Origin of the sequence: Phenylobacterium haematophilum, from assembly GCF_014196295.1 — a bacterium.
GTDB classification, from domain to species: Bacteria; Pseudomonadota; Alphaproteobacteria; order Caulobacterales; family Caulobacteraceae; genus Phenylobacterium; species Phenylobacterium haematophilum.
Window position 1 is genome coordinate 259,306 of sequence record NZ_JACIDK010000001.1, and the last position, 26,948, is coordinate 286,253.

At 67.8% G+C, this 26,948-nt stretch carries 32 protein-coding genes; 23 read left to right on the plus strand and 9 right to left on the minus strand.

Annotation, left to right across the window (positions count from 1 at the left end; all coding sequences use genetic code 11):
• Window positions 1–28: 28 nt before the first annotated feature.
• Window positions 29–1,033: an NADP-dependent oxidoreductase gene (locus tag GGQ61_RS01370; protein ID WP_183769582.1), complete on the minus strand. Its 1,005-nt coding sequence runs from the start codon at window positions 1,031–1,033 to the stop codon at window positions 29–31.
• Window positions 1,034–1,153: 120 nt separating this feature from the next.
• Here GGQ61_RS01370 and GGQ61_RS01375 point away from each other — a divergent pair, with 120 nt between their 5' ends.
• The 3 genes from GGQ61_RS01375 to GGQ61_RS01385 are packed head-to-tail and all read left to right on the plus strand — an operon-like array spanning window position 1,154 to window position 3,341.
• Entirely contained in the window at window positions 1,154–2,089 is a 936-nt protein-coding gene (locus GGQ61_RS01375; RefSeq protein WP_183769583.1) for a Gfo/Idh/MocA family protein, read from the plus strand.
• A gap of 32 nt (window positions 2,090–2,121) precedes the next feature.
• Window positions 2,122–2,601 (plus strand): glutathione peroxidase, encoded by a 480-nt coding sequence (locus tag GGQ61_RS01380; RefSeq protein WP_183769584.1) that lies wholly within the window; start codon window positions 2,122–2,124, stop codon window positions 2,599–2,601.
• A 56-nt stretch (window positions 2,602–2,657) separates the two neighbouring features.
• Entirely contained in the window at window positions 2,658–3,341 is a 684-nt protein-coding gene (locus GGQ61_RS01385) for an aspartate/glutamate racemase family protein (protein WP_183769585.1), read from the plus strand.
• A 4-nt stretch (window positions 3,342–3,345) separates the two neighbouring features.
• On the opposite strand, the gene GGQ61_RS01390 is transcribed toward GGQ61_RS01385, so the two are convergent.
• Window positions 3,346–3,978: a hypothetical protein gene (locus GGQ61_RS01390; RefSeq protein WP_183769586.1), complete on the minus strand. Its 633-nt coding sequence runs from the start codon at window positions 3,976–3,978 to the stop codon at window positions 3,346–3,348.
• Window positions 3,979–4,102: 124 nt separating this feature from the next.
• Between GGQ61_RS01390 and GGQ61_RS01395 the strand changes: the two genes are divergently transcribed.
• Window positions 4,103–4,495 carry a YidB family protein gene (locus GGQ61_RS01395; protein WP_183769587.1) on the plus strand — a complete coding sequence of 131 codons (393 nt, stop codon included), beginning with the start codon at window positions 4,103–4,105 and terminating at the stop codon, window positions 4,493–4,495.
• Here GGQ61_RS01395 and GGQ61_RS01400 read toward each other — a convergent pair.
• The 4 genes from GGQ61_RS01400 to xth all read right to left on the minus strand — a co-directional run bounded on the left by GGQ61_RS01400 (window position 4,485) and on the right by xth (window position 7,175).
• Window positions 4,485–5,087, minus strand: coding sequence for a DUF4126 domain-containing protein (locus GGQ61_RS01400; protein WP_183769588.1), 603 nt, complete (start codon window positions 5,085–5,087; stop codon window positions 4,485–4,487). The genes GGQ61_RS01395 and GGQ61_RS01400 overlap by 11 nt on opposite strands.
• A 61-nt stretch (window positions 5,088–5,148) precedes the next feature.
• Window positions 5,149–5,952, minus strand: a complete 804-nt coding sequence (locus GGQ61_RS01405) for a DUF2145 domain-containing protein (RefSeq protein WP_183769589.1) — start codon at window positions 5,950–5,952, stop codon at window positions 5,149–5,151.
• Window positions 5,952–6,323 (minus strand): hypothetical protein, encoded by a 372-nt coding sequence (locus tag GGQ61_RS01410; RefSeq protein ID WP_183769590.1) that lies wholly within the window; start codon window positions 6,321–6,323, stop codon window positions 5,952–5,954. Before GGQ61_RS01410 ends, GGQ61_RS01405 begins: the two co-directional genes overlap by 1 nt.
• Before the next feature lie 72 nt (window positions 6,324–6,395).
• On the minus strand, window positions 6,396–7,175 hold the full coding sequence (gene xth / locus GGQ61_RS01415) for an exodeoxyribonuclease III (RefSeq protein ID WP_183769591.1): 780 nt from the start codon (window positions 7,173–7,175) through the stop codon (window positions 6,396–6,398).
• Window positions 7,176–7,305: 130 nt separating this feature from the next.
• Here xth and GGQ61_RS01420 point away from each other — a divergent pair, with 130 nt between their 5' ends.
• On the plus strand, window positions 7,306–8,277 hold the full coding sequence (locus GGQ61_RS01420) for a CsgG/HfaB family protein (RefSeq protein WP_183769592.1): 972 nt from the start codon (window positions 7,306–7,308) through the stop codon (window positions 8,275–8,277).
• Window positions 8,278–8,327: 50 nt separating this feature from the next.
• Here the strand turns inward: GGQ61_RS01420 and erpA are convergent, their stop codons facing one another.
• On the minus strand, window positions 8,328–8,660 hold the full coding sequence (erpA, locus tag GGQ61_RS01425) for an iron-sulfur cluster insertion protein ErpA (RefSeq protein WP_183769593.1): 333 nt from the start codon (window positions 8,658–8,660) through the stop codon (window positions 8,328–8,330).
• A 78-nt stretch (window positions 8,661–8,738) separates the two neighbouring features.
• Here erpA and GGQ61_RS01430 point away from each other — a divergent pair, with 78 nt between their 5' ends.
• The 12 genes from GGQ61_RS01430 to GGQ61_RS01485 all read left to right on the plus strand — a co-directional run bounded on the left by GGQ61_RS01430 (window position 8,739) and on the right by GGQ61_RS01485 (window position 19,818).
• Window positions 8,739–9,911, plus strand: a complete 1,173-nt coding sequence (locus tag GGQ61_RS01430; RefSeq protein ID WP_183769594.1) for a deoxyguanosinetriphosphate triphosphohydrolase — start codon at window positions 8,739–8,741, stop codon at window positions 9,909–9,911.
• 99 nt (window positions 9,912–10,010) lie between these two features.
• Entirely contained in the window at window positions 10,011–10,808 is a 798-nt protein-coding gene (ftsN, locus tag GGQ61_RS01435; RefSeq protein ID WP_183769595.1) for a cell division protein FtsN, read from the plus strand.
• Complete coding sequence (gene nagZ, locus GGQ61_RS01440) at window positions 10,793–11,827, plus strand: beta-N-acetylhexosaminidase (RefSeq protein WP_221220805.1); 1,035 nt, start codon at window positions 10,793–10,795, stop codon at window positions 11,825–11,827. Before ftsN ends, nagZ begins: the two co-directional genes overlap by 16 nt.
• Window positions 11,824–12,627 carry a segregation/condensation protein A gene (locus tag GGQ61_RS01445; protein WP_183769596.1) on the plus strand — a complete coding sequence of 268 codons (804 nt, stop codon included), beginning with the start codon at window positions 11,824–11,826 and terminating at the stop codon, window positions 12,625–12,627. The genes nagZ and GGQ61_RS01445 overlap by 4 nt, the downstream gene beginning before the upstream one ends.
• Entirely contained in the window at window positions 12,624–13,271 is a 648-nt protein-coding gene (scpB, locus tag GGQ61_RS01450; RefSeq protein WP_183769597.1) for an SMC-Scp complex subunit ScpB, read from the plus strand. Before GGQ61_RS01445 ends, scpB begins: the two co-directional genes overlap by 4 nt.
• A gap of 100 nt (window positions 13,272–13,371) precedes the next feature.
• Window positions 13,372–13,578: a twin-arginine translocase TatA/TatE family subunit gene (locus GGQ61_RS01455; protein WP_183769598.1), complete on the plus strand. Its 207-nt coding sequence runs from the start codon at window positions 13,372–13,374 to the stop codon at window positions 13,576–13,578.
• Between the two features lie 77 nt (window positions 13,579–13,655).
• Window positions 13,656–14,171, plus strand: a complete 516-nt coding sequence (gene tatB / locus GGQ61_RS01460; protein ID WP_183769599.1) for a Sec-independent protein translocase protein TatB — start codon at window positions 13,656–13,658, stop codon at window positions 14,169–14,171.
• Window positions 14,168–15,103 (plus strand): twin-arginine translocase subunit TatC, encoded by a 936-nt coding sequence (gene tatC / locus GGQ61_RS01465; RefSeq protein ID WP_183769600.1) that lies wholly within the window; start codon window positions 14,168–14,170, stop codon window positions 15,101–15,103. Before tatB ends, tatC begins: the two co-directional genes overlap by 4 nt.
• A gap of 71 nt (window positions 15,104–15,174) precedes the next feature.
• Window positions 15,175–16,452, plus strand: coding sequence for a serine--tRNA ligase (gene serS, locus GGQ61_RS01470; protein ID WP_183769601.1), 1,278 nt, complete (start codon window positions 15,175–15,177; stop codon window positions 16,450–16,452).
• Window positions 16,449–17,228 carry a 5'/3'-nucleotidase SurE gene (gene surE / locus GGQ61_RS01475; RefSeq protein ID WP_183769602.1) on the plus strand — a complete coding sequence of 260 codons (780 nt, stop codon included), beginning with the start codon at window positions 16,449–16,451 and terminating at the stop codon, window positions 17,226–17,228. The genes serS and surE overlap by 4 nt, the downstream gene beginning before the upstream one ends.
• A 7-nt stretch (window positions 17,229–17,235) precedes the next feature.
• Window positions 17,236–17,904: a protein-L-isoaspartate(D-aspartate) O-methyltransferase gene (locus GGQ61_RS01480; RefSeq protein ID WP_183769603.1), complete on the plus strand. Its 669-nt coding sequence runs from the start codon at window positions 17,236–17,238 to the stop codon at window positions 17,902–17,904.
• Window positions 17,905–17,997: 93 nt separating this feature from the next.
• A complete protein-coding gene (locus GGQ61_RS01485; protein WP_183769604.1) occupies window positions 17,998–19,818 on the plus strand; it encodes a LysM peptidoglycan-binding domain-containing protein in 1,821 nt (606 codons plus the stop codon).
• Window positions 19,819–19,851: 33 nt separating this feature from the next.
• Here GGQ61_RS01485 and GGQ61_RS01490 read toward each other — a convergent pair whose 3' ends face one another.
• Window positions 19,852–20,691: an ATP-binding protein gene (locus tag GGQ61_RS01490; protein ID WP_183770553.1), complete on the minus strand. Its 840-nt coding sequence runs from the start codon at window positions 20,689–20,691 to the stop codon at window positions 19,852–19,854.
• A 116-nt stretch (window positions 20,692–20,807) separates the two neighbouring features.
• Between GGQ61_RS01490 and yajC the strand changes: the two genes are divergently transcribed.
• From yajC to GGQ61_RS01520, 6 genes are all read left to right on the plus strand, one after another.
• Window positions 20,808–21,158, plus strand: coding sequence for a preprotein translocase subunit YajC (gene yajC / locus GGQ61_RS01495; RefSeq protein ID WP_183769605.1), 351 nt, complete (start codon window positions 20,808–20,810; stop codon window positions 21,156–21,158).
• A 15-nt stretch (window positions 21,159–21,173) separates the two neighbouring features.
• Entirely contained in the window at window positions 21,174–22,775 is a 1,602-nt protein-coding gene (gene secD, locus GGQ61_RS01500; protein WP_183769606.1) for a protein translocase subunit SecD, read from the plus strand.
• Window positions 22,776–22,786: 11 nt separating this feature from the next.
• Complete coding sequence (secF, locus tag GGQ61_RS01505) at window positions 22,787–23,725, plus strand: protein translocase subunit SecF (RefSeq protein ID WP_183769607.1); 939 nt, start codon at window positions 22,787–22,789, stop codon at window positions 23,723–23,725.
• 7 nt (window positions 23,726–23,732) lie between these two features.
• On the plus strand, window positions 23,733–24,092 hold the full coding sequence (locus tag GGQ61_RS01510) for an Mth938-like domain-containing protein (RefSeq protein ID WP_183769608.1): 360 nt from the start codon (window positions 23,733–23,735) through the stop codon (window positions 24,090–24,092).
• Window positions 24,093–24,164: 72 nt separating this feature from the next.
• Complete coding sequence (locus GGQ61_RS01515) at window positions 24,165–24,770, plus strand: urate hydroxylase PuuD (RefSeq protein ID WP_183769609.1); 606 nt, start codon at window positions 24,165–24,167, stop codon at window positions 24,768–24,770.
• 62 nt (window positions 24,771–24,832) lie between these two features.
• Complete coding sequence (locus GGQ61_RS01520) at window positions 24,833–25,525, plus strand: squalene/phytoene synthase family protein (protein WP_183769610.1); 693 nt, start codon at window positions 24,833–24,835, stop codon at window positions 25,523–25,525.
• Here the strand turns inward: GGQ61_RS01520 and trmFO are convergent, their stop codons facing one another.
• Entirely contained in the window at window positions 25,526–26,932 is a 1,407-nt protein-coding gene (gene trmFO, locus GGQ61_RS01525; RefSeq protein WP_183769611.1) for a methylenetetrahydrofolate--tRNA-(uracil(54)-C(5))-methyltransferase (FADH(2)-oxidizing) TrmFO, read from the minus strand.
• Window positions 26,933–26,948 lie beyond the last annotated feature (16 nt).

The following is a 26,948-nucleotide window of genomic DNA, read 5'->3' on the forward strand; positions in this document are numbered from 1 at the left end:
GCGGTTCGTTCCCCAGCGGCCAACGTCCTCAGGAAAGCTTGACCAGCATCTTGCCGAAGTTCTCGCCGGAGAACAGCTTGAGGAAGGCCTCGGGCGCGCGATCGATGCCGTCCAAGACGCTCTCACGCCACTGCAGCTTGCCGGCGGCGTGCCATTCGGCCAGGTCGTGGTGGAAGGCCTGTAGAAGGTCGTAGTGGCTGGAGACGATGAACCCCTCCAGACGGATCTGCTTGCCCACCGCCTGGGCGATGTTGCGCGGGCCCGGCGGGGGCGTGGTGGCGTTGTACATCGAGATCATGCCGCACAGCGCAAAGCGCGCGAAGGGCCGGGCCGAGTTGAGCGCGGCCTCCAGGTGCTCGCCGCCGACATTGTCAAAATAGACGTCGATACCTTCGGGAGCGGCGGCTTCCAGCGCTTTCATCAGGTCGGGCGCGGCCTTGTAGTCGATGACCTCGTCGATCCCGAGTTCGTCCTTGAGGAACCGCACCTTCTCGGGCCCGCCGGCCGACCCGATCACCTTGTGGCCCTTGAGCTTGGCGATCTGGCAGACCATTGAGCCGACGGCGCCGGAGGCCGCCGAGACGAACACTACGTCGCCGTCCTTCAAGGCCGCGACCCGCAGCAGCCCGGCATAGGCGGTCATGCCGGGCATCCCGGCAGCGCCGAGGAACGCCTGCGCCGGCAGTCCCATGGTGTCGAGCTTCTGGATCATCGAGGCGTGGGCGTTGAACGCCTCGCGCCAGCCGTAGTTGGACTGCACTAGGTCGCCCGGCTTAAAGCTCTCGTCGCAGGAAGCGATCACCGTTCCGACTGCGCCGCCATGCATGGCCTCCCCTAGCGCGAAGGGGGCGGCGTAGCTCTTGGCGTCGCTCATTCGGCCGCGCATGTAAGGGTCGACCGTCATCCAGTCATTGCGGACCTGGACCTCGCCAGGCGCGGGCGGGGGGAGGGTGACGGACGCCAGTTCGAAATTGTCGGCGGTCGGCATGCCGACCGGGCGGCTCTTGAGCCGGACCTCGCGCGAGGTGGTCATTGCGGCGTCTCCCTTGCCCGCCTGTCGTCTCTTGCAGCCCATGTTGGCGCTCGGCGCAGGTGGCGTCGAGTGGGGCTTCCGTGTAAGGCGCGGCGCTAGAGTTGGTTGCGGAGCGAATCCATGGGCGAACCCCTGCGAGGCGGCGTAATCGGCGCCGGCGTGTTCGGCGGCCATCATGCGCGCAAGTATGCGGGCGCCGAGGGCGCCGTGCTGTCGGCGGTGCTCGACACCCATCACCCGGATCGGGCCGCGGCCCTGGCGGTCCCGCTGGGCGGCCGAGCGTTTCACAAGCTCGACGAGTTTCTCGAGGCTTGCGACGTCGTCACAGTCGCCTCGCCCGCCAGCGCGCACATCGAGGGCGCGCTGGCGGCGCTGAAGGCGGGCAAGCCGGTCTACATCGAAAAGCCCATCGCCATCAGCCTGGCCGACGCCGACAAGATCATGGCCGAAGCGGCCAAGCAGAGCCTGGTCGTCGCCTGCGGCCACCAGGAGCGGGTGGTGTTCCAGGCCATGGGCCTGTTCGACATCCCGGAGCAGCCGCTGCGCCTGGAATCGATCCGTCACGGCACGCCGTCCGAGCGCAGCCTCGACGTCTCGGTCGTGCTCGACCTGATGATCCACGACCTGGACCTGGCGCTGTCGTTGTCGACCGCCCAGCCGGTGGCGGTCGAGGGCGAGGGCGTGGTCGACTTCTCCGGCGGTTGGGACCAGGCGCGCGCCGAGGTGACCTTTGACGACGGCTTCACCGCGGTGTTCGACTCCTCGCGCATGGCGCTGGAGCGCAAGCGCAGCATGAAGCTGGTCTACCCGTCCGGAGAGGTCGAGATCGACTTCATCAGCCGCAAGTTCCGCAACACCACTGGCTTTGCGCTGAACGAGGATTACGCCGACGCTCCGGCGGTGAAGGACACCCTGGCGACCAGCGTCGAAGGCTTTCTGGCCGCGGTCCGCGGCGACGCGCCTCGCCCGATCGTGACCGCCGACGAGGCCGCCCGCGCGCTCGATCTGGCCCTGGCCGTCGAACATGCGTTGGAGGATCGGGGCTTGCGGCGTTAGGCTGCGCAAGACCCCAGCGGTGGAGCACGGCCATGACCAAGTTCGCCTACGACTTCGAGTTCCACACCATCGAAGGCGGCCACCTGCCGCTCGAGACCTATCGGGACAAGGTGGTGCTGGTCGTGAACACGGCCTCGCAGTGTGGGCTGACGCCCCAGTACGACGGGCTTGAGAAGCTTTACAGCGATTATCGCGATCAGGGTCTGGTGGTGCTGGGCGTGCCCTGCAACCAGTTCGCTGGCCAGGAGCCGGGCACCGAGGCCGAGATCAAGGAATTCTGCGAGACCCGGTTCAATGTCGACTTCCCGCTGACCGGCAAGACCGACGTCAAGGGCGACACCGCTCACCCCTTCTATAAGTGGGCCAAGGAAGTGCTGGGCGAGCCCGCCGAGCCGGTCTGGAACTTCCACAAGATCCTCGTCGGCAAGGACGGCAAGCTGATCCGCGCCTTCGGCCCGCGCACCGAACCGCTCGACGACGAAGTCGTGGGCGCGATCAAGGCGGCGCTGTAGGCGCTCGCCCGTTTCGCCGCGGCGACACGGGGCGCGTCAATCAAGTCGGGGGTTCAATGCGTACGGTCGGACTGCTGGGCGGGATGAGCGCCGAGAGCACGACGCTTTACTATCAGGCCATGAACCGGCTGGTGCGCGAGCGGCTGGGCGGCCTGCACTCCATCCAGCTGCTGATGTGGTCGGTGGACTTCGCGCCGATCGCCCGGATGCAGGCCGACGGCGACTGGCAGGCCGCCGGCGAAGTTTTGGCCCAGGCCGCAGCGCGGCTGGAGCGGGCCGGCGCCGAGGCGATCATGATCGGGGCCAACACCATGCACCTCGTCGCCGACCAGGTGCAGGCGGCGGTGAGCGTGCCGCTGATCCATATCGCCGACTCCACCGCCGACGCGGTCAAGGCGGCGGGCTGCTCGCGGCCGCTGCTGCTGGCCACCCGCTTCACCATGGAAAAGCCGTTCTATCGCGAGCGGCTGAAGGCCCAGGGTGTCGAGGCGTCCATCCCCAACGACGCCGAGCGCGAACGCCTGCACGCAATCATCTACGACGAGCTGTGCCAGGGGGTGATTTCGCCGGCCTCCAAGGTCGAGGCGCTGGCCATGATCGCCCACGCCTCCGGCGCCGATTGCGTCATCTTCGGCTGTACGGAGGTCGGTCTGCTGCTTTCGCCGCAGGACCTGGACCTTCCGGTGATCGACACTGCGCTGGTCCACGCCCAGGCCGGCGTCGATTTCGCTCTGAGCTAGCGCGTCACAGCAGCCGCTCGTCGCTGTCCAGCTGGAACGGGGGCTCTTCGTCGTCCTCGTCGTCGAGGGTCGCAGCCATCGGCGCGGGCGTGGAGGCTGCGACGCGCGGGGCGATCGGGCGGCGCAGGATCGCCTCGGCCCGCGCCAGCCAGCGGTTGGCCTCCTGCATGGCGTCGCCGGGCGAATTGGCGCGGCGGCGCGTCTCGTCGCCGGCCAGCCACAGATCCACGTCGAAATCCGGGTGATGCGGATCGTCGAAGATTAGCCGCAGCGTCACCCGCGCGGCGTGTTCCACGGTCTGGTCTAGGGCGCGCCGCGGCTCGCCGCGATAGGCTCGCGCCACGACCTGGCCGTCGACGATGACCTCTGCGCCCATCAGTTCGTCCAGCCGGTAGATCAACAGCCAGGCTCCGGCGTCCCAGGCCACGGCCATCAGCCCTGTTGAGGTGTTGAAGCCGGCGCCGCGCCCGCGGCCGCGGGCGATGACAACCGCCTCGGCGGAGCCTTTGAGCACGCGCTTGAGCGCGCGCCGGATACGGCGTTCCTCGTCCATCAGCCAAGCCGCTGCGCTGCCCAGCAGCGTGACGACGACGCCCGCCAGCGCCAACAGCAGGAAAAGCCTGGGCCACTCGCTCATGTGCTGACGCTAGCGCCGTTCGCCATAGCCGAGAAGAGCGGCCGCCGGCCAATGATTGAAGTGTCACGCAGGTGGTGTCTCATATGCCTGAGGGCCTCATCGGTCACCACGACAGGAGCGCGACATGGGTCTGCTGGACAGCATTTTGGGCGGTGCGGGCGGCGACGGATCGCCGATCGGCGCGATCACCGACCTTCTTGGCCAACAGCAGGGCGGCCTCGGCGGCTTGCTCGGAGCATTCGAACAGGGCGGCCTGGGCGAGATCGCCAAGTCCTGGGTCTCCAACGGCGCCAATTTGCCGGTCTCGGCCGAGCAGATCCAGGCCGTGCTGTCTTCGGGCATGCTGGCCGACTTCGCCGCCAAGCTTGGCGTCGATCCGCAAACCGCGGCGAGCACGCTTGCCCAGGCGCTGCCGCAGGTGATCGATCACCTGACCCCGGGCGGCCAGGTTCCCGCCGGCGGCGGCCTGGGCGGACTGGGCGGGATCGCCGACATCCTCGGCAAGCTCAGGGGCTAGGCTCGTTCGACCACCATCGCTTCAGCCGCCTCAGCATGCGCCAGCTGACATAGATCACGCCGAGCGCGCAAAGCAGCAGCATGGTCGCCACCGCGATGGCGATGTGCGGCTGGCTGAGCACCAGCCACAGGCCGCCGGCGGTCATCACGTCCTCGAAACCGCTGACGGCGATGTTGCTGACGGGTTCGGGACTGGTGTTTACCGCCGCGCGCGCGCTGGCCTTGGCGCTGTGGCTCAGCAGGGCCGCGCCGCCGCCGAGCATGAACACCACCACCTGCCAGGCCGGGTCTGAGGCGTCGACGATGGCCAGGGCGAGCAGCGCACCGCCCAGCGGGCGGATCAGGGTGTGGGCGCCGTCCCAGAGGCTGTCGAACCACATCACCTTGTCGGCGACGAGCTCGGCGACCGCGCCCAGCACCGCGACGCCGATCACCCATGGATTGGCGAGCGCATCGAGCGCCTGGATCTTCTGCGGCAGGTCTATGAGCCCGAAGCGCATGGCCAGCCCCGCCGCAGCGATGCACGCATAGAGCCGCCAACCCGCCAGAAAGCTCAGGCTCGCCGCCACCCCGACCAGCTCGACCGCGCCCATCGCCCGATCTCCCAGCAGCTTCTCGCGGCCACGCTAGCCCCGAACTCCGGGCAGGAGAAGCTCAGCGCTGGAAGTTGAAGACGTAGGCGTCCTGCAACATGTTGTTCTCGCGCATGAACGCGGCCATCGACTCGTAGGTCGCGGTGCGGACCGTGGCGTCCTGGTCGTCGGTGCGCAGCCGCTGGTCGGCGATCGGGCCGAACAGCCGCACCACCGCGTTGGTCTTAACGACCGTGGGCTTGTAGTGGGCCTTGAGATTAGTGGTGATCCGCTGCGGATCGTCCGTCTGCCAGATCGCCGCGCCGATCACGTTCAGCATGAAGTTGTTGCAGTTCTGGTACTTGCGCGCCCAAGGGTTGGCGACCAGCGAGTAGGCCGGGTTATGGACCTTCTGGTAGGTCGGGCTGTCGATCACCGCCAGGATGCGGCGCTGCATCTCCGGGCTCGGGATAATCACCGCCATGTCGTCGACCGTGGAGCCGCGGGTGAAGTCCAGGGGGAAGTCCTGCACTAGCCGGCTTTCGGTCTTTGACCAGTCCGAACCGTTGCCGGCGTAGAGGTTGTAGACCGCATAGCCTTTGATCGAACCGCCGTTGGCGGTCTTGATGTCGCGATAGACCCAGAAAGCGCCGTGGGTATAGGCGATGCCCTCGGGCAGCTGGTCGCGCATGCGACCGGCGCGGAACACCATCGCCACCCGCGCGCCCTTCGAGGCCAGGTCGCGTTCGACCTGCTTGGAGAACGCGGCGGCCTGTTCGGCGCTGAGGTGCGGGGAGATGGCGCGGACCGAGCTGTCCTGCGCGCTCGCGGGGACGGCGGCGGCGCTGAGCGCCGCCGCGGCCAGGGCGGCCTTGAGAGCTTTCATTAGGGATTCGGCTTCTGGGCGTTGTAGGGCACGGCCGGCATCGGGTCGGGCGATACCACAACCTTGTCGTCGACTTTCAGGGGACCGGACGCGAAGTCGGCCGAGTGGCCGGCCGCTTCGGAGAGGCCGCCGCCGACCGCCGCCGATCCGGCGCCCGCAGTCGCTACCGCCGAACCGCCGACGACCGAGGCGCCTGCCGCGACGCTGACGGGCAGGGCGGCGACGCCGACCACAGCCTGGACGCCGGAAGCCGTGAGATGGCCCGCCACCTCGGAAGAGGCGCCGCCCGCGGCAGATGCGTTGGCCGTGCTGTCCTGGGCCTGGGCGCCGGACGCCGCCAGGGCGAGCGTCGCAATAATGAGAACTCGCATGGGGAACACCTCCGATGAACTCATGGTGCAGCTAGGATCGGGCCGGAATTGCGGCAACCGCTTTGCGACGAACTAGACCTCCAACTCGACGACCAGGGGAACGTGGTCGGACGGCTTGTCCCAACCGCGGACGTCCTTGTGGATCACGCAGCCCCGCAACAAGTCGGCCGCCTGGGGCGAGAGCAGGGCATGGTCGATGCGGATGCCGTTGTTCCGCTGCCAGGCGCCGGCCTGATAGTCCCAGAAGGTGTAGGCTCCGGGCGCGCCGTCGGCGCTCATGTAGGCTTCGGTCAATCCCAGCCATTGTAGGGCGCGGAACGCCTCGCGGCTCTGGGGCTGGAAGAGGGCGTCGCCCAGCCAGTTTTCTGGATGAGCCGCGTCGCGCGGTTCCGGAATGACATTGTAGTCGCCGACCAGCGCCAGCGGCTCCTCATAGCTCAGCAGTTCGCGGGCGTGGGCGTTCAGCCGCGCCATCCAGTTGAGTTTATAGTCGAACTTCTCGGTGCTGATGGGATTGCCGTTGGGCAGATAGATCGATGCGACCCGTACCGGGCGCGGCCCGCTGATCACCGCTTCGAGATAGCGCGCCTGTTCGTCGGAATCGTCGCCGGGCAACCCCTTGCGGACGTCTTCCAGCGGAGCCTTCGAGAGGATCGCGACGCCGTTGTATGTCTTCTGTCCGTGGACGGCGACGTTGTAGCCCAGGCGTTCGAACGCCTCGGCCGGGAACTTCTCGTCGACGCACTTGATTTCCTGCAGGCAGGCGACGTCCGGAGCGGCCTCCTCGAACCAGCGCAGCACCGTTTCGAGGCGTGCGTTGACAGAATTTACGTTCCAGGTCGCGATGCGCATCAACTGCTCCAGATTGGGGTTGGGACGCTAGAGGCGCTGCTTCTGTGGCTCAACCCCTGCGAACGTACGTGACCTCGTCGCAATGATGGTCTAGCTACCTGCGACCAATTGTCATTGCACGGGGGTATTCATGTCGCGTTTTGCAAAGCTGGCCATGGTCGGCGCAGCGGTGCTGACTGCGGCGCCGGTCGGCGCGTTCGCGCAGGGCCGTCCCGCGAAGGCGTCCAACGCTCAAAAAATGCAGGAGGCCGCGTCGGCCGAGGTGCCGCGTTGCACCCGCAAGCTCGGCACGCTGTCGATCACCAACGGCGACGATCCGCGCGGTTGGAACCAGTACAACCTCGCGCCGCCTGCCAAGCTTCTGCGCTCGATCGTCCAGCGCTCGGGCTGCTTCAACCTCGTGGACCGCGGCGCGGGCCTGAACGCCGCGCAGGCCGAACGGGACATCGGCTCGGGCCTGGGCATGCAACGCGGCTCGAACGTCGGCCAGGGGCAGATCAAGGCCGCCGACTACGTGCTCGTCGCTGAAGTACAGGCGGCCGACGGCAACGCCGGCGGCTCGGCCCTCGCCGGCATCGCCGGCGGCCTCATCGGCGGCACCGCAGGCGCGCTGGTCGGCGGCATCAAGACCCGCAAGCTGGAAGCCAACACCGTGCTGTCGCTGACCAACGTCCGCACTACGGAAACCGTGTCGGTGACCGACGGCTATGCGGTAAAGAACGACATCGGCTGGAGCGCCGGCGGCGGCGGCTTCGGCTCGACCGGCTTTGGCGGGGCCGTCGGCGGCGGCTACGAGGACACCGAGACCGGCCGCATCGTGACCCTGGCGTTCATCCAGGCCTACTCGAAGATGGTCAACGAACTTGGCCTGGTGGCCAACTCGGCCGGCTCGGCCCAGGCCTCGCCGACCAAGACCTTCACGGCCACCGCCCCGGTCAACATGCGCCGCTCGCCCGACGCCAAGGGCGCGCTGGTTCGCGCGCTGCAGCCGGGCGCGATCCTCTACCCGACCGGCCAGAAGGAAGGTCTGTGGTGGGAGGTCGCCGACGAGAACGACAATGTCGGCTGGGTGCTGAACACCAAGCTCGAGCCCTCGCGCTAAGGGCTCGACGGGGGCGGGGGCTTCGGCTCCCGCCCTTTTTTTGATTCGAGCTAGATCGAGAAGCTGACGCCGCAGCCGCAGCTGGACTTGGCGTTGGGATTGCGGACCTTGAATTCCGCCCCGGCCAGTTCGTCGACGAAGTCGATCTCCGACCCCTTCAGCAGCACCAGCGACATCTCGTCGACGAGAGCCGCCGCGCCGTCGCGCTCGATCTTCAGATCGTCCGGCTCGGCGGCGTCGACCAAGTCGAACTGGTACTGGAAGCCGGAGCAGCCGCCGCCCTCCACCGCAATGCGCAGCATGATCGGCTTGCCTTCGACGGCGCCGATTTCGTGCAGCCGTTGGGCGGCGGCGGGCGAGAGCGTGAGTTCGGTCGTAGTCATACTGCGGAAAACCTCTGCCTGGACTATATGAGATCGCCAAGCCCTTCGTCCAAGAGGGCGTCGTAAAACCGAGACCCGATGATCCTTCCGCCCCGCGCGCCTTACGCCGAAGATCCCACCAAATCCCTGGGCCGTAAGGTTTCCGAGCCGGAGAGCCGCACGCGCACGCCGTTCGCGCGCGATCGCGACCGGATCATCCACGCCACGGCGTTCCGGCGACTCAAGGAGAAGACCCAGGTCTTCGTGGCGCATGAAGGCGACCATTTCCGCACCCGCCTGACCCATTCGCTGGAAGTGGCGCAGATCGCCCGCTCGGTCGCCACGGCCCTGGGCTTCGAGGCCGATCTCGCCGAGACCATCGCGCTGGCCCACGATCTCGGCCACCCGCCGTTCGGCCACGCCGGCGAGGACGAACTGCAGATCCAGATGGAGAAGTACGGCGGCTTCGACCACAACGTGCAGACGTTCCGGGTCGTCACCAAGCTGGAGCGCCGCTATCCCGGCTGGGACGGGCTGAACCTGACCTGGGAGACGCTGGAAGGGATCATCAAGCACAACGGTCCGGTCGCCGATAAGCTGGACCGTCCGTCATGGGCCTCGATCGCCGAATTCGACAAGGACTACGACCTGCGCCTGTCGACCTGGGCGTCGGCCGAGGCCCAGGTGGCGGCTCTGGCCGACGACATCGCCTACAACAATCACGATGTCGACGACGGCGTCTCCGCCGGCCTGTTCACGCTCGACGATCTGCTGGACGTGCCTCTGATCGGACCGATCCTGGCCGGTGTCTACAAGGACTATCCCGGCGTCGATCCGGTGATTACGCGTCTGGAGGCCGTCCGGCGCATGATCGGGGCCATGGTCGACGACGTCTTGGCTGAGACGCATCGCCGCGCCCTGGAAGCCAAGGTCGCCACGCCCGAGGACGTGCGCAACATGGACCACGCGCTCGTCTCCTTTTCGCGGGACATGCTCGAGGACCTGTCGCGGCTGCGCGAGTTCCTGATGAACCGCATGTATCGATACTGGAAGGTCAATCGAACGCGCAGTCAGGCCCGCCGCATTCTTGCCGAGATGTTCCAGTTGTTCATGGCCGAACCCGACGTCCTGCCGACCGAGTGGTTCGCTCGCTCGCAGAACCGCGACGAGGCCGGGCGGGCGCGAGTGGTGTGCGACTACATCGCCGGCATGACCGACCGGTTCGCCATCGAAGAGCACCGCCGACTTTTCCACCTCGACGTCTGGAATTAGGCGTAGGGCTGGCTTCGAAGCCCGGTTCCCTTCGGTAAACTCACCGAAACGCCGCGCGCGATTCGCGCTGCGGCCACCGAGTCCTTTTCGGAGCCTTCCATGTCCGACCCCGATCGCGGCGCCTATACGCCCCCGACCGACGCGCCGCTGTCCTTCGACGCGCGCCAACCGGTGCGGGGCGGGGGGCCTGCGCCCGTCATGCTGATCTTGAGCGCCCTGGTCCTCATCGCGCTCGTGGTCGCCATCGTCATGTTCTACCGCTCCGGCGTCCGCGAGGCCGGTGAAGCGCCGCGCACCGTCGGAGCGCCGGTCGCCGAGATGAAGGCTGCGCCGCCGGCCGAGGCCCAACCCGCCGATCCGGCCGCGGGCCTGCAGATCTATCATTCGGAGGATGGCTCGGAAGCGCCCGCCGCGCCGAACTTCACCGCGCCGCCCGAACAACCCCAGGCTCGTCCGGCCCCTGTGACCGTACAGCCGCCGCCGCGTCCGGCCCCGACCTCGCCGGTCTCCGCCGCGCCGATCGCTCCGACGACGTCCGGCGGCCTGCGTCCGGCCGTGACCCCGCCGGCCGCGCCGGTGACCAAGGTGGCCCCGCCGGCCGCTCCGGCGCCGAAGTCGATCGATGCGGCCCTGGCCCAGGCGCCGGCGCCGAAACCTGCCGCCGCGGGGGGGGCGGCCGCGGTGCAGATCGGCGCCTTCTCGTCGCAGGCGCTGGCGGATTCGGAGTGGAGCAAGGCCGTCGCCGGCGCGCCCGGCAAGGGCAAGAAGGTCGAGGCGGTCCAGAAGGGAACCTCGACCCTCTATCGCACCCAGGTTACCGGCTTTGCCAGCCGCGCCGAAGCTTCGGCCTTCTGCGACAAGCTGAAGGCGGCCGGCAAGAATTGCTTCGTGAAGTGACCAGCGCCGCGATCCTCGGCTGCAGCGGCCTGACGCTTTCGCGGGAGGAGGCAGCCTTCTTCCGCGACGCGCAGCCGTGGGGGTTCATCCTCTTCTCGCGAAACGTCGAGACGCCGGACCAGGTGCGCAAGCTGGTTGACCAGTTGCGCGCCACGGTCGGCCGGCCCGACGCGCCCGTGCTGATCGACCAGGAGGGCGGCCGGGTCCAGCGTCTGGGGCCGCCGCACTGGCGGCGCTACCCGCCGGGGCGCGCCTACGGCGATCTGCCGTCCAATGACCCGCTTTTGCGTCGAGAAATCACTCGTCTCGGCGCGCGCCTGATGGCGCACGATCTCGCCGCGCTGGGCATCAATGTCGATTGTGTGCCGGTCCTCGACGTGCCGGTGGCCGGCGCTCACGACGTCATCGGCGACCGCGCCTACGCCAAGACGCCCGATGGCGTCGCTTTGCTCGGCCGCGCGGCCTGCGAGGGCCTTATCGCCGGGGGGGTGCTGCCGGTGATCAAGCACATCCCCGGTCATGGACGCGCCATGGCTGACAGTCACCACGACCTGCCGTTGGTCGACACGCGTTACGACGAACTCGACGCCTGGGACTTCGCGCCGTTCAAGATGCTGTCGGACATGCCGATGGCGATGACCGCGCACGTCGTCTACTCGGCCGTAGACCCCAAGCTGCCGGCGACGACGTCGAAAAGAGCCATGCGCCAGGTGGTCCGAGGGGCGATCGGCTTTGACGGACTGGTGATGAGCGACGACCTGTCGATGAAGGCGCTCGGCGGTGAGTTCGCCGATCGCGCCCGCGCCTCGTTGGCCGCTGGCTGCGATGTCGTCCTGCACTGCAACGGCGACATGGCGGAGATGAAGGCCGTGCTGGCGGGAACCAAGCCGCTGTCCGGTCAGGGCCTGCGCCGCGCCAAGGCGGCGCTCGGCCGGCTGGCCAAGGTTCCCGAACCTTTCGACCTCGACGAGGCCCGCGCCCGGTTTGACGCCGCCTTCGACGGCAGGTGGGCCGCGTGAGCGGCTTCCAGCCCACGCTGGACTTCGAGGCGGCCAATACGGCGGCCGAGGACGGCGACGCGCTGGTCATCGACATCGACGGCTACGAGGGGCCGCTGCATGTCCTGCTGGCCCTGGCCCGCAATCAGAAGGTCGACCTGCTGCAGTTGTCGATCACCAAGCTGGCCGATCAGTATCTGAGCTTCGTTCAGCAGGCCCGGCGCGTGCGGTTCTCGCTGGCCGCCGACTACCTGGTGATGGCCGCCTGGCTGACCTACCTGAAGTCGCGGTTGCTGCTGCCCAAGCCAGAGAAGGCTAAGGCCGAAGAGCTTCCGGCCGAGGAGATGGCCGCCCAGCTCGCCTTCCGCCTCGCCAAGCTCGACGCCATGCGCAAGGCCGCCGACGCCCTGCGCGACGGGGCCCAGCTTGGTCGCGAAGTCTTCGTCCGCGGCGACCCGGAAGCGATCAAGGTCGTGCCCTCGACCCGGCTCGAAGGCGACCTCTACGGCCTGATGAGCGCCTACATCGACCAGCGCCGCAAGGAACAGGGCCGCCACTACACCCCCCGGGTCCAGCAGGCCTATCCGCTGGAGGACGCCCGCGACCGGCTGCGGCATATGCTGCCGGACCTTGAGCGCTGGACGCCGCTGACTGGCGTTGCGCCGCTGCGGCCGAGCGGCGAAGGCCCCAGCCAGGCGTCCTATGTCGCCTCGACCCTCTCGGCCAGCCTGGAGTTGGTGAAGGAGGGCGCGCTGGAAACCCGCCAGCTTGAGGCCTTCGCCGACATATACCTGCGGGCCCGCAGGGAGTTGCGGCCATGAACGGCGACACCGAACGCCAGATCGAGGCGCTGCTGTTCGCCGCGGCCGGTCCGCTCAGCGTGGAAGATCTCGCCAAGCGGATTCCGGCCAACGCCGACGTGCCGGCGGCGATCGCCGCATTGCAGAAGACCTATGAGGGCAGGGGAGTGGAACTGGCCTGCGTCGCCGGCCGCTGGCGCTTCCAGACGGCCGAGGATCTGGCCTTCCTGATGACCGAGGAGCGCGAGGAGCCGCGCCGCCTCTCGAAAGCCGCCCAGGAGACCCTGGCGATCATCGCCTATCACCAGCCCGTCACCCGCGCCGAGATCGAGTCGGTTCGCGGCGTCCAGGCTAGCAAGGGCACGCTCGACGTTCTGCTTGAGCTGGGTCTGGTGCGGATGCGCGGCCGACGTCGAACGCCCGGCCGCCCAGTGACCTATGGCACCACCGACGCTTTCCTCGAGCACTATGGGTTGGCGAACCTCGCTGATCTGCCTGGCGTGGCGGAGATGAAGGCGGCCGGGCTGCTCACCCTCGACCTGCCGCCGGATTTCAACGTCCCCAACCCCGCCGGGCTCGGAATGCCCGACGAAGATCCGCTTGGAGACGACGAGGCGCCGGAGTTCCACACCGATTTCTTGGGCGAGGACGATCCGGCGCAGTAGGACGCGTTGGCGTCTTGCAGCGTGACCGACTATATTCCGTTCTCAACAGGGGGCGGGCGCGCGGCCGCGGGTGGCCGCCGACGTTAAGGAGTTTGGCCTGATGGGCTCATTTTCGATTTGGCACTGGCTGATCGTTCTGGTCGTCGTGGCGCTGCTGTTCGGCGGCCGCGGCAAGCTTTCGGGCATCATGGGCGACGCCGCCAAGGGCATTCGCGCCTTCCGTGACGGCTTGAAGGACGAGCCGACCTCCGCGGAAAGCAAGCCGCTGCCGAACACCGAGCGCGAGAAGGACGAAGCGCGCGGCTAACCGCGCCCGTCCCGTCCAACATTTCGCCCGCGCCGGTTCCGACCGGCGCGGGCTCTTACGTCTAGGCTGCCTCACGAATGCTTCCCGAGATCGGCGGGCTTGAACTCCTGGTCATCGCGGCGGTCGCTCTGATCGTCGTGGGGCCCAAGGACTTGCCTGTGATGCTGCGCAAACTCGGCCAGTTCACGGCCAAGATCCGCGGCATGGCCAACGAGTTCCGCGCCAGCTTCGACGAGATGGCGCGCCAGTCCGAGCTGGACGAGCTGCGCAAGGAAGTCGAAGCCATGCGCAGAGGCCAGCTGGCCGATGTGGCGGCGGCCGACGCCTCCAAGGCCCAGGTCGACCAGGTCTTCAAGGAGATCGGCGACAGCCTCGAGGGCGGCGGGGTGCGGTTCCCGCCGTCCGTCAGCCCGGCCTATGAGCCGCCGGCGCCGGCCATCGAGTCGGCGCCTGAAACCGCTCCCGCGCCGATCGTCGAGGAAGCCAAGCCGCGCGCCCGCCGCGCGGCCAAGCCGAAGTCAGAGACCGCCGCCAAACCGAAGGCCGCCGCCAAGTCGACGAAGGCCAAGCCCAAGGCGGGAGCCAAGGCGTGAGTTACCAGGACGACGACGCCGAGATCGAGGCCTCGCGCGCTCCGCTTCTCGATCACCTGGTCGAGCTGCGTTCGCGCCTGATCGTTTGCGTACTGGCCATGGCGGTCGGCTTTGCGATCTGCTTCGGCTTCTCCAAGCAGATCTACATGTTCCTGCTGCATCCGTTCGCCATCGCCGCCCAGTTGCTGGCGGCCGAGCAGGCGGCTCACGCCCAGCAGGCCGCGGGCTTCGACATCGCCAAGTTCCTCTCTGGGACCAAGGACCTGTTCCTGGCCCTGATCGGCGCGCGCGAAGTGCCCGACGTCGCGGGCGCTGAGAAGCTGAAGCTGGTGTTCACCGCGCCGCTCGAATTCTTCTTCACCAAGCTGAAGCTGGCCGGCTTCGGCGCGGTGGTGCTGACCTTCCCGGTGCTGGCCTGGCAGGTCTACGGCTTCGTCGCGCCCGGCCTCTACAAGCGCGAGCGCAAGGCCTTCCTGCCGTTCCTGCTGGCCTCGCCGACCCTGTTTCTGATGGGCGCGGCGCTAGTCTACTACGTGATTTTGCCGTTCGTGCTGTGGTTCTCGTTGTCCCAGCAGATCGTCGGCGACGCCGGCGTCACGGTCGAGCTGCTGCCCAAGGTCTCGGATTATCTGAGCCTCGTGACGACGCTGCTGCTGGCTTTCGGCCTGTGCTTCCAGCTGCCGGTGGTGCTGACCCTGCTGGGTATGGCCGGGCTGATCTCGTCCAAGGCGCTCTCGTCCGGCCGGCGCTACGCCATCGTCGGCGTGTTCGTCGTCGCGGCCATCGTCACGCCGCCCGATCCGATCAGCCAGACGATGCTCGCGGTGCCGATCATCCTACTCTACGAGATCTCGATCTGGTGCGTGAAGCTGATCGAGATCCGCCGCAAACGCGAAGAGGACGAGGCGGGCACAGACGTGGCGGTGGTCTGACGGCGCGAGGGGTTGGCCCGCCAACCAACGCGCTCTAGAGAAGTCCGCTTACTCCCACCTGCGGCGATCCCATGCACGATATTCGAGCCATTCGCGAAACCCCGGAGCTTTACGAGAAGGCGTGGGCGGCGAAGGGGCGATCGGGCGCCGCCGCGCAGGCGATCGACCTGGACGCCAAGCTGCGCGCTGCCAAGCTTGCGCTCGAGACGGCGCAGAGCCGTCGCAACGAAGCCTCCAAGCTGATCGGCCAAGCCAAGGCCAAGAAGGACGATGCTGAGGCCCAGCGCCTGATGGCCGAGGTCGAGCAGGTGAAGGGTGTTCTGGCCGAACAGGCCGAGATCGAACGCGCCGTCTCGGCCGAACTGCACGACCTGCTCGCAGCCCTGCCGAACATCCCGCTGCGGGACGTGCCGGCCGGCGCTGACGAGCATGAGAACGTCGAGGTCCGCCGCTGGGGTGAGCCTTTCGCCATCTCCAACCCCAAGGATCACGTCGATCTCGGCGAGGGCCTGGGCTTCGTCGACTTCGAGGCCGCCGCCCGAATGAGCGGAGCGCGCTTCGTGGTGCTGAAGGGCCAGATCGCGCGGCTGGAGCGGGCCATCGGCCAGTTCATGCTCGACCTGCAGACCCAGGAGCACGGTTACACCGAGGTCTCGCCGCCGCTGCTGGTCAACGACGCGGCCGCCTATGGCACCGACAAGTTGCCGAAGTTCGCCGACGACCTCTTCAAGACCACCGACGGCCGCTGGCTGATCCCGACGGCCGAGGTGCCGCTGACGAGCATGGTCATGGACCAGATCGTCGCCGAGGAAGAACTGCCGCTGCGGATGACCGCTCTGACGCCGTGCTTCCGCTCGGAGGCCGGCGCCTCGGGCCGCGACACCCGCGGCATGATCCGCCAGCACCAGTTCTACAAGGTCGAGCTGGTCTCGATCACCGCTCCGGACAAGTCCGAGGAAGAGCACGAGCGTATGGTCGGCTGCGCCGAGGCGGTGCTGAAAGCGCTGGAGCTGCCGTTCCGCACCATGCTGCTCTGCACCGGCGACATGGGCTTCGGCGCCCGCAAGACCTACGACCTCGAGGTCTGGATCCCATCGGAAGGCCGTTATCGCGAGATCAGCTCCTGCTCGAACTGCGGGGACTTCCAGGCCCGCCGCATGAACGCGCGGACGAAGAGGGCCGGCGAGAAGGGCACCCGCTTCGTGCACAGCCTCAACGGCTCGGGCCTGGCCGTCGGCCGCACGCTTGTGGCTGTCATGGAGAACTATCAGGACGAGAAGGGCCGCATCGCCATTCCGCAGGCGCTGCACCGCTATCTTCCGGGCCTGACGCATATCGGTGGCGAATGAGAATCCTCCTGACCAACGACGACGGCATTCACGCTGAAGGCCTCGTCGCCCTGGAGAACATCGCGCGTGCGCTGACCGACGACGTCTGGATCTGCGCGCCGGAATACGAGCAGTCGGGCGCCAGCCGCGCCCTGACCCTGTCCGACCCGGTGCGGGTGCGGAAGCTCGATGATCGCCGCTACTCCACCACCGGTACGCCGACCGACTGCGTGATGCTGGCTGTGACGGAGCTCATGGGCGGCCTGAAGCCTGACCTGGTGCTGTCGGGCGTCAACCGCGGCGCCAACCTCGCCGAGGACGTCACCCTGTCGGGCACCGTCGCCGGCGCCATCGAGGGCATGGCCATGGGCATCCCGTCGATCGCCCTGTCCCAGACCGGCTGGCCGCTGATCGATGGCCAGGACATGTTCGCCCCGGCCGAGCGCTTCGGCCCGGGCGTCGTCAAGCGGCTTGTCGAGATCGGCTGGCCCAAAGACGTGGTGATGAACGTCAACTTCCCATCGCGGGACCCGGACGAGATCACCGAGGTCGAGGTCACCCGCCAGACATTTCGCGACGTGGCCGTGCGCCATGCCGAGAAGCGCACGGACCTGCGCAACCGCGACTATTATTGGATGGGCTTCCGCCACGAAATGTCGCAGCCGGCCGACGGGACCGATCTGCGGGCCATCTACGACGGTAAGATTTCCGTCACCCCCTTGCATATCGACCTGACTCACGCCGAAACCGTCTTTCGCCTGAAGGGCGTGCTCGGGGGCGCGCCGCCGAAGGCCTGAGGCGGATATGGGCAAGCAAGACGACAACGGCGAAGAGGGGCGGGACGTCCAACTCGCACGACTGGTGCTGTCGCTGCGCGCCCAAGGCGTCAGCGACCCGGCCGTGCTGGCTGCGATCGAATCGACGCCGCGCGAGCTGTTTACGCCGGACCTTTTCAAGGAACGGGCTTTCGAGGATTCGGCCCTGCCGATCGCCTGTGGTCAAACGATCAGCCAGCCGTTCATCGTCGGCTTGATGAGTCAGGCGCTGCAGGTCGAGCCGCGCTCGCGCGTGCTGGAGATCGGCACCGGCTCCGGCTACCAGACCACCATCCTCTCGAAGATCTCGCGGCTGGTGTACACGGTGGAACGCTACCGGACCCTACTGGGCGAGGCCGAAGCTCGCTTCAAGCAACTGGGCCTGACCAACATCATCACCCGCTTCGGCGACGGCGGACTCGGCTGGCCCGAGCAGGCGCCTTTTGACCGCATTTTGGTCACAGCGGCGGCGCCGGATGAGCCCAAGGCCCTGCTTTCGCAATTGAAACCGTCGGGCATCCTGGTGGCGCCCGTCGGCAAGGGCCCTGTGCAGAAGCTGATCCGCTATCTCGGCGACGGGGCGGGCGGCTTCCGGGCCGAACACATGACCGACGTCCGCTTCGTTCCTCTGCTCGACGGCGTCGCCAAGGAGCCGTGAGGTACGACTAATGGGTGGCTTGGGCGTCGGCCGTAACCCATCATTAACCCTGACGCCTCGACTGATTCCGATCCAATGTTCTCCGGAGCGGCGATGACGCTTTCTCTTTCGCGTACGGTTTTGTTCCTCCTGGCCGGCACGGCGCTGACCGCCTGCACCACGGTCGAACCCGTGCGCCCGAACTTCCCGACCCGGCCTAATCCCGCGCCGAGCCAGCCGCCGCCCTCGGCACCGCCGGTCGTGCGTCCGGCCGAGCCGCTGCCCGAGGCGCGGCCGACGCCGCCGGTATCAACCACGCCGCTGCCCAGCATCCAGCCGGCGCGTCCGCTGCCGCCGCCGACCACGACTCCCGCCCTGCCGCCGGCGCCGCCGGCCATGCAGACCGTGACCCGCACGACCGTCGCCGGCCGCGTGGTCGACACCGCTGGTCCGGCCAAGGACTATACGGTCAAGAAGGGCGACAACCTCGACGCCATCGCCCGCATGCTGGGCACCGACCGCAAGCAGCTCGCCGAGGACAACAACCTCAAGGCGCCCTACGCGCTGCGTCCAGGCCAGGTGCTGAAGGGGCCGCGCACCGCTAACAGCAAGGCCTACGTGGTGGAGTCGGGCGACACCCTGTTCGCCATCGCGCGCCGCTTCAGCGTCACCGCGGCGGCGATCGCCGAGGCCAACGAGCGCGATGTCGACGCGCCGCTGTCGCCCGGCCAGCGGCTGATCCTGCCTGACGGTTACAAGGACAAGGGGCCGACGGTCGTCCGCACCCAGGTTCCGGTGGCCTCTAGCTACGAGCCGCCGCCCGCGACGACCCCGCCCTACACGCCGCCGCGCGCGACCCAACCCGCGCCGTCGCCGCCCGTCGTCGACCAGCCGGCGACGACCGTGCGCATGCGCGTCACGGGCAAGGTGATCGACACCACCGGGAAGCCGAAGAGCTACACGGTCAAGAAGGGCGACAACCTCGACGCCATCGCGCGCAGCCTCGACACCACCCGTAAAGACCTTGCGGACGACAACAAGCTGAAGGCGCCCTATGCGCTGCAGCCTGGTCAGGTGCTCAAGGGGCCGGCCACCAAGGCCAAGGCTTACGTGGCCGGGCAGGGCGACACCCTGGCCCTGATCGCCCGCCGCTTCGGCGTCACCCAGAAGGCCCTCGCCGACGCCAACGGCCTGCGGGTCGGCGCGTCGATCAAGGCCGGCCGTCAGCTCATACTGCCGGCCGGCTACCGCGATCGCGGCCCGATCCGCGAGGAGGTCGCCGCGCCGCGTCCGGCGCCGGCCCCGCCGCCGCCGCCTTACACACCGCCGCCCGCGCCGTACACGCCGCCAGCGGCCACGACCCCACCGCCTTACACGCCGCCGCCGGCGACCACGCCCGCGCCGGCCTATCCGACGCCGGTCCGGCCCGCGCCGCCGCCGCCGCCGCCGCCGCCGAAGCCTTCGACGCCGGCCCCGACGCCCAGCAGCCCGGCGCCAGCCAGCGGTGCGCCGACCGACGCGCAGATTTCCAGCTTCGGACGAGGCCGTTTCGTTTGGCCGGTTCGCGGCGACATCGTCTCTGACTACGGACCAAAGGGCACAGGGCAGCGCAACGACGGCATCAACATCCGCTCTTCGCAGGGCGAGACGGTCCGCGCCGCCGCGGCCGGCGACGTCGTCTATGCCGGCGACCAGGTGCCAGGCTTCGGCAACCTCGTGCTGATCAAGCACGCCGACGGTTGGGTCACCGCTTACGGCCATCTGGCGCGCGTCGAGGTGAAGATGCAGCAGAAGGTCGTGCAGGGGCAGCAGGTCGGCCAGGTCGGCTCGACCGGCGGCGTCTCCGAGCCGCAGCTGCACTTCGAGGTGCGCTACGCCCCGACGCCGCAGGAGCGCGCGCGGCCGATCGATCCGAAGCTGGTGTTGCCGAAGTGATGCCGTTCCCTCCCCGTCGAGGGGAGGGAAAGCCTAAAGGGGCAGATGCTTGCCCTGTTCGCCGGCCAGATCGCGTATGAACTGGTAGGCGACGCGCCCCGAACGCGAGCCGCGCAGCTGCGCCCATTGCAGGGCCCGGCGGTCGAGGTCGGGATCGGCCAGTTCATAGCGCTTCGCGTAGGCGTTGACCGCGGCCAGATATGTCGCCTGGTCCATTGGCGGGAAGCCGATCCACAGACCGAAGCGGTCGGAGACGCTGACTTCTTCCTCGGCGTCCTCGGCCGAGGCGACCAGGCCGCGGTCCTCGGTGTTCGTGCGTGGCATAAGGTGGCGGCGGTTCGAGGTCGCGACGAACAGCACGTTGCTCGGCGGGCCGGAGACGCCGCCTTCCAGCGCGGACTTCAGGGCCTTGGCGGCCGCCGCGCCTTCCTCGAACGACAGGTCGTCGCACAGCACCACGAAACGCTCGGTCCGCCCGCGCAACTCGTCGAAGAGGGAGGGAAGCTCCGTAACCTGGTCGCGGTCGACTTCGACCAACTTAAGGTCCGGCGTGTCCTGCGAAACCTGCATGAACGCGGCCTTGGAGATGGAGCTCTTGCCGGTGCCTCGCACGCCCCAGAGCAGGACGTGATTGCTGGGCAAACCCTTGGCGAAGCGCTGCAGGTTCTCGAGGAAGCGATCCTTCTGGCGTTCGATGCCGAGCAGGGATTCGAGCGGCAGCGGATAGTCAGGCGCTGGATGGAAAGCCCCGGTCACGGGATCGTGGCGGAACAATCGGGCGGCGTCGAACGAGGGGGCCGCCGTGGCCGGCGGGGCCAGTCGCTCAAGGGCCTCGGCGATGCGGAGGAGAACTGGTTTCAACGCGTCTTCCATGGCGAAGGTGCTTAGCCGCACGGCGCTTCCATTGCAAAACGAAGACGCAGCGCATAGCTTCCGCCGACCTGAAAAACCGGGCCGAGACGCGCCCGACTGTTGAGCTTCGGAGCGCCATGTTCGCCACGCCCGCCTTCGCCCAGACCGCCGCCGGCGCCCCCACGGGCGGCCCGCAGGATCTGCTGATCCAGTTCCTCCCGCTGGTCGGCCTGGTCGTCCTCTTCTACTTCCTGATGATCCGGCCGCAGCAGCGCCGGATGAAGCAGCACCAGCAGATGATCACCAACCTGAAGCGCAACGACACGGTCGTGCTGAACTCGGGCGTGATCGGCAAGGTCGTGCGCGTCGAGGACAAGGAGATCGGCCTCGAAATCGCCCAAGGCGTCACCATCAAGGTGGTGAAGGGCATGATCGCCGAGGTGCGCGTCCGCGGCGAGCCGGCTCCCGCCAACGACTCCAAGGCCTAAGGGCTCGACCTAAACATGATCAATCTTTCGCGCTGGAAGGTGATCGCCGTGGTGTTCGCGGCGATCTTCGGCGTGGTGTTCACTCTGCCGAACGTGCTGCCCGCCAACGTGCGTGACAGCCTGCCGGGCTTCATGCCCAAGCAGACCCTCAATCTCGGCCTGGACCTGCAGGGGGGCTCGCACCTCCTGCTGGAGGTGGACACCGCGGCGCTCAAGCAGGAGAAGCTCTCCAACCTGCTGGAAGACGTGCGCACCCAACTGCGCGAAGCCAACATCCCGTTTGCGGAGCTGCGCCTGGTCAACGACCAGGTCAGCGTTCTGATCAACGATCCGGCTCAGGCCAACACCGCGGTCAACAAACTGCGCAGCACGGTCGCGGCGGCTACGGCCGCGACGCCGGGCGGCAGCGGCATCTCGGTTTCCTCGGCCGGCGGCGGGCGCATCGTGCTGTCGCTGTCGCAGGATGCGATGAACGCCGAGGCGGGCCGCGCGGTCGACCAGTCGATCGAAATCCTGCGCCGCCGGATCGACGAACTCGGCACCAAGGAACCGACCATCGTCCGTCAGGGCGTCAACCGCATCGTGGTCCAGGCCCCGGGCGAGAGCGACCCGCAGCGCCTGCGCGACGTGATCGGCCAGACCGCCAAGCTGACCTTCCAGATGGTCGATGAGACCGTGACCCCGGAAGACCTGGCCGCTGGCCGCATTCCCCCTGGTTCGCAGGTCTATCCGGCCGACGACGGCTTCTCTCAGTCGTACGTGCTGAAGAAGCGTGCGCTGGTCACCGGCGAAATGCTGACCGACGCCCAACAACAGTTTGACCAGCAGTCCGGCCAGCCGGTCGTGTCGTTCCGGTTCAACGGCCAGGGCGCGCGACGCTTCGCCGACGCGACATCCCAGAACCTGGGCAAGCGCTTCGCCATCGTGCTCGACGGCAAGGTGATCTCAGCCCCGGTCATTCAGAGCGCCATCACCGGCGGCAACGGCCAGATCAGCGGCAGCTTCACGCCGCAAAGCGCCAACGACCTGGCGATTCTGCTGCGCGCCGGCGCCCTGCCGGCTCCGCTGAAGGTCGAGCAGCAATCGACCGTCGGCGCGGAGCTCGGGGCCGACGCCGTGAAGGCGGGGATCATCTCTCTGGTCATCGGCGGCATCGCGATCATCGTCTTCATCATCCTGGCCTATGGGCTGTTCGGGGTGTTCTCGGCCATCGCGCTGATCGTGAACGTGCTGCTGATCCTGGGGATCATGTCGCTCACACAGGCGACGCTGACATTCCCCGGCATCGCCGGTCTGATTCTGACATTGGCCGTGGCCGTCGACGCCAATGTGCTGATCTACGAGCGGATACGCGACGAAGCACATGCCGGGAGGTCACCGATCGCAGCGCTAGAGCACGGCTATTCGCTGGCCCTGGTCTCGATCATGGACGCCAACATCACCAGCGCCATCTCCGCGCTGATCATGTTCCAGTTCGGCTCCGGCCCGATCCGCGGCTTCGCCTGGACCCTGCTCATCGGGGTCGTCACCTCGGTGTTCACCGCCGTCGTCATCACCCAAGTGCTTATCGGTCTGTGGTTCCGCGCCACCCGGCCGAAGGCGCTGCCGATCGTCTAGGATTTGAGAACATGTGGCCTCTGATCCGAATTCTGCCGCGCGAGTTCCACTTCAACTTCGTGCGTCTGGCGCCCTACGCGGCGATCTTCTCGGCGATCCTGATCGCGCTCTCGGGCGTGTCGTTCTTCACCAAGGGCCTGAACCTGGGCATCGACTTCATCGGCGGTTCGATGATCGAAGTGCAGACGGTGGGCCCTGCCGACATCGGCGCTCTGCGTCAGACGATGATGCGGGTCGGCGGCGAGGATGCTCAGGTCCAGCAGCTGGGCGCGCCCAACGGCGCGATGCTGCGTTTCCGCACCGCCGAGGGCGTCGATCCGGTCGAAGGCGCCGAAGCCATCAAGACCGAACTGACCAAGTCCTTCCCGGGCATCACCTTCAAGAAGGTCGAGGTCGTCGGACCGAAGGTCTCGGGCGAGCTGATGACCGGCGGCTTCATGGCGCTGGGCGTCGCGGTGTTCCTCATGCTGCTCTACATCTGGTTCCGCTTCCAGCTGCAGTTCGGCCTCGGCGCCGTCGTGGGCGTGTTCCACGACGTGCTGCTGACACTGGGGATGCTGTCGCTGACGCACCTCGAGTTCTCGATGACCTCGATCGCGGCGCTGCTGACCGTGATCGGGTACTCGATGAACGAAAAGGTCATCACCTTCGACCGTCTTCGCGAGAACCTGCGCAAGTACAAGACCGCGCCGTTGGCCGACATCATCAACAAGTCCGAGAACGAGCGTCTGTCGCGGACCCTGATCACCGGCACCACCGCGATCCTGGCCCTGTCAGGCGCGGTGTTCTTCGGCGGCCCCGTGCTGCTGCCGCTGGTCGTGACCATGGTGTTCGGCGTCGTCGTCGGCACCTACTCGTCGATCTACGTGGCCCTGCCGATCATCCTGCTCTGGGGTGTGAAGCGCGGCGACGAGCCGGCCGAGCCGCTCAAGCCCATGACCGCCCGCTAGGCGCGCCATGGCCAGGGACGCGCCTCAGATCGACGCCTACGGGGACGGCGGCTTCCGCCTCTCCACCGGCCGCCACGAGGGCTCCCTGTTGATCGTGCGCGACGAGGCCAGGCCCTGGCCCGTCCGCACGATGGGCGAATTGTCGCCCGACCACTTCGCCGAGATCATCGCCGCGGGCCGGGGCGAGGTGGAGTTTGTTCTGCTGGGGGCGGGGATCAACAACGCATTGCCGCCGCGGGCGGTGCGCGAAGCCCTGCAACGGGCCGGCATCGGCCTGGAATTCATGGACACGCCGGCCGCCTGCCGGCTCTACAACATCCTCACGGCTGAAGGCCGCAAGCTCGCGGCTGCCCTGATCGCCGTCTAAGCTTGGCTTTTCGACAGCTGCGAACCGCCCTATACCTTGTCCCCAAGGGCTGGGAACAAGAGGGGCATCGACATGCAGGGACTGCTGTCTAACTTCCGCAACACCATGATTGTGAGCTTCCTGCTCGCGGTCATAATGGTCGTTGGTTACATGAGCCATTACGGCTCGGCTGACGCGATCTTCTGGCAGGCTGTGTTCCGCTGGATGCACACCTTCTTCGGCATCCTCTGGATCGGGCTGCTGTACTACTTCAACTTCGTCCAGATTCGGAAAATGCCGGACATCCCGGCCGAGCTGAAGCCCGCCGTCTCCAAGTACATCGCGCCTGAGGCGCTGTTCTGGTTCCGCTATGCGGCCTTGGCGACCTGGATCATGGGCGTGATCCTCGCCTTCAACCGCGGCTACTTGTTCCAGGCCTTCACGCTGGGCGCCCTGGACGGCTTCTCGGTGCCGCAGCACACCTTCATCGGCGTCGGCATGTGGCTGGCGACGATCATGTTCTTCAACGTCTGGGTCTTCATCTGGCCGAACCAGAAGATCGCCCTGGGCATGGTCGACGGCGACGCCGACGCCAAGGCCAAGGCCGGAAAGGTGGCCATGTTGTTCTCGCGCACCAACACGCTGCTGTCGCTGCCCATGCTGGTCACCATGACCATGAACCAGACCATCTTCGGCTAATTCCCGAACACGTCTAAGATCGGAAGGCCCGCCCCACCCGGCGGGCCTTTTGCTTGTGTGTGATGTCCGAACCCCAACCCGCCGCCGACCTCGACGACCAGGCCCGCCGCCTCGATCCCGAGCGCTGGCTGTCCAGCCGCTTCATCGCCGACCCGGCCGCCCGGGCCGACGCCATGGCGGTCTACGCGTTCGACTATGAGCTCGCCCGCGCCCCGAAGGTCGCCTCCAACGCCCTGATGGGCGAGATCCGGCTGACGTGGTGGCGCGAGGTGCTGGATGAGGTGTTCGAGGGCCGTCCCGTGCGCCAGCATCCCACCGCCCAGGCGCTGGCCGCCGCCATTGTCCGCTATTCCCTGCCGCGCGAGCCGCTGGAGGCGATGATCGACGCCCGCTACCGCGAACTCGACCCTGCGCCGATGAATCTCTCCGACGCGCTGGAATGGGCGCGGGGCTCGGCAGGCGGCGCCGCGCGCGCTGTGGCGCTAATCCTGGATCCCAAGGCCGACCTGGCTCGCGCCGAACGCGCAGGAGAGGCCTGGGCGATCGGCATGCTCATGGGCACCGCTGGCATGGAGGGTGAGGCGGCCCAGGCGGCGCTGCGTGACGCCCTCGCGGGCGGGCAGGGGATGTCGGTCGCCGCGTTCCCGGCCGTCGCCCACGCGACCCTCGCGCGGGTCAGGGCGCAGGGCCGGCGAGCCTCCGACCTGGAGGCGCGCCTGCGGCTGTTCTGGGCCAGCGCCCGGGGGCGGCTCTAGCTACTCCGCGGCCAGCGCCGGAGCGCCGGCGACCCAGGCGTCGAGGTCGGCCAGCGCGCGTTCGCCCATGGCCAGCTTCTTGTTGCGGCCGCGCTCCTTGGCGCCGATGCGGCTGCCGTCCTCGCGCCGCTTCGGGCCGGCGGCGTCCAGCGGAGGGAGCAGGCCGTAGTTGATGTTCATCGGCTGGAACGAGCCCTTGCCCGCGTCGATGTGGCCGCCGGTGATGTGGCCGATCAAGGCGCCCAGCGCCGTGGTCGCCGGCGGCGGCTCGATCGCGCGGCCCAGGCGCTCGGCGGCGGCGAAGCGGCCCGCCAGCAGGCCGACGGCGGCGCTCTCGACATAGCCTTCGACCCCAGTCACCTGCCCGGCGAAGCGCAGCCGCGGCTGGTTCTTCATCCGAAGCTGGGAATCGAGCAGCTTGGGGCTGTTGAGGAAGGTGTTGCGGTGCAGGCCGCCGAGGCGAGCGAACACGGCTTTCTCCAGACCCGGAATGGTGCGGAATATCTCGGTCTGGGCGCCGTGCTTCAACTTGGTCTGGAAGCCGACCATGTTCCAAAGCGTGCCAAGCGCATTGTCCTGGCGCAGCTGGACGATGGCGTACGCCTTGACCTCCGGATTGTGGGCGTTGGTCAGGCCGACCGGCTTCATCGGGCCGTGGCGCAGGGTCTCGCGGCCGCGTTCGGCCATCACCTCGATCGGCAGGCAGCCGTCGAAATAGGGGACGTTCTCCCAGTCCTTGAACTCGGACTTCGGACCGGCCAGCAGGGCGTCGATGAAGGCCTCGTACTGATCCTTGTCCATCGGGCAGTTGATGTAGGCCGCAGTGTCCCCGGCCGGACCGGCCTTGTCGTAACGCGACTGCCGCCAGCAGACGTCCATGTCGATCGAGTCGAAGTTCACGATCGGCGCGATGGCGTCGAAGAAGGCCAGCTCACCTTCGCCGGTCAGCTGCAGGATCGCCTCGGACAGGGCGGGCGAGGTGAGCGGGCCGGTGGAGACGATGACATTGTCCCACTCGGCCGGCGGAAGGCCGGCGATCTCTTCGCGCTCGATGGTGACGAGCGGGTGGGCTTCGAGCCGGGCCGTGACGGCCTGCGAGAAGCCGTCACGGTCGACGGCCAGTGCGCCGCCGGCCGGCACTTGGTTGGCGTCGCCGCAGCTCATGATGATCGAGGAGAGCTTGCGCATCTCCGCGTGCAGCAGCCCCACCGCGTTCCCGGTCCAGTCATCGGCGCGGAACGAGTTGGAACAGACCAGTTCGGCCAGGCCGTCGGTCTGGTGCGCGTCAGTCTTTCGGACCGGACGCATCTCGTGCAGGACGACCGGAACTCCGGCCTGGGCGACTTGCCAAGCGGCTTCGGAACCGGCCAGGCCCCCGCCGACGATATGAACTGGTTTGATCGACATGCGTGACTAACTAGCA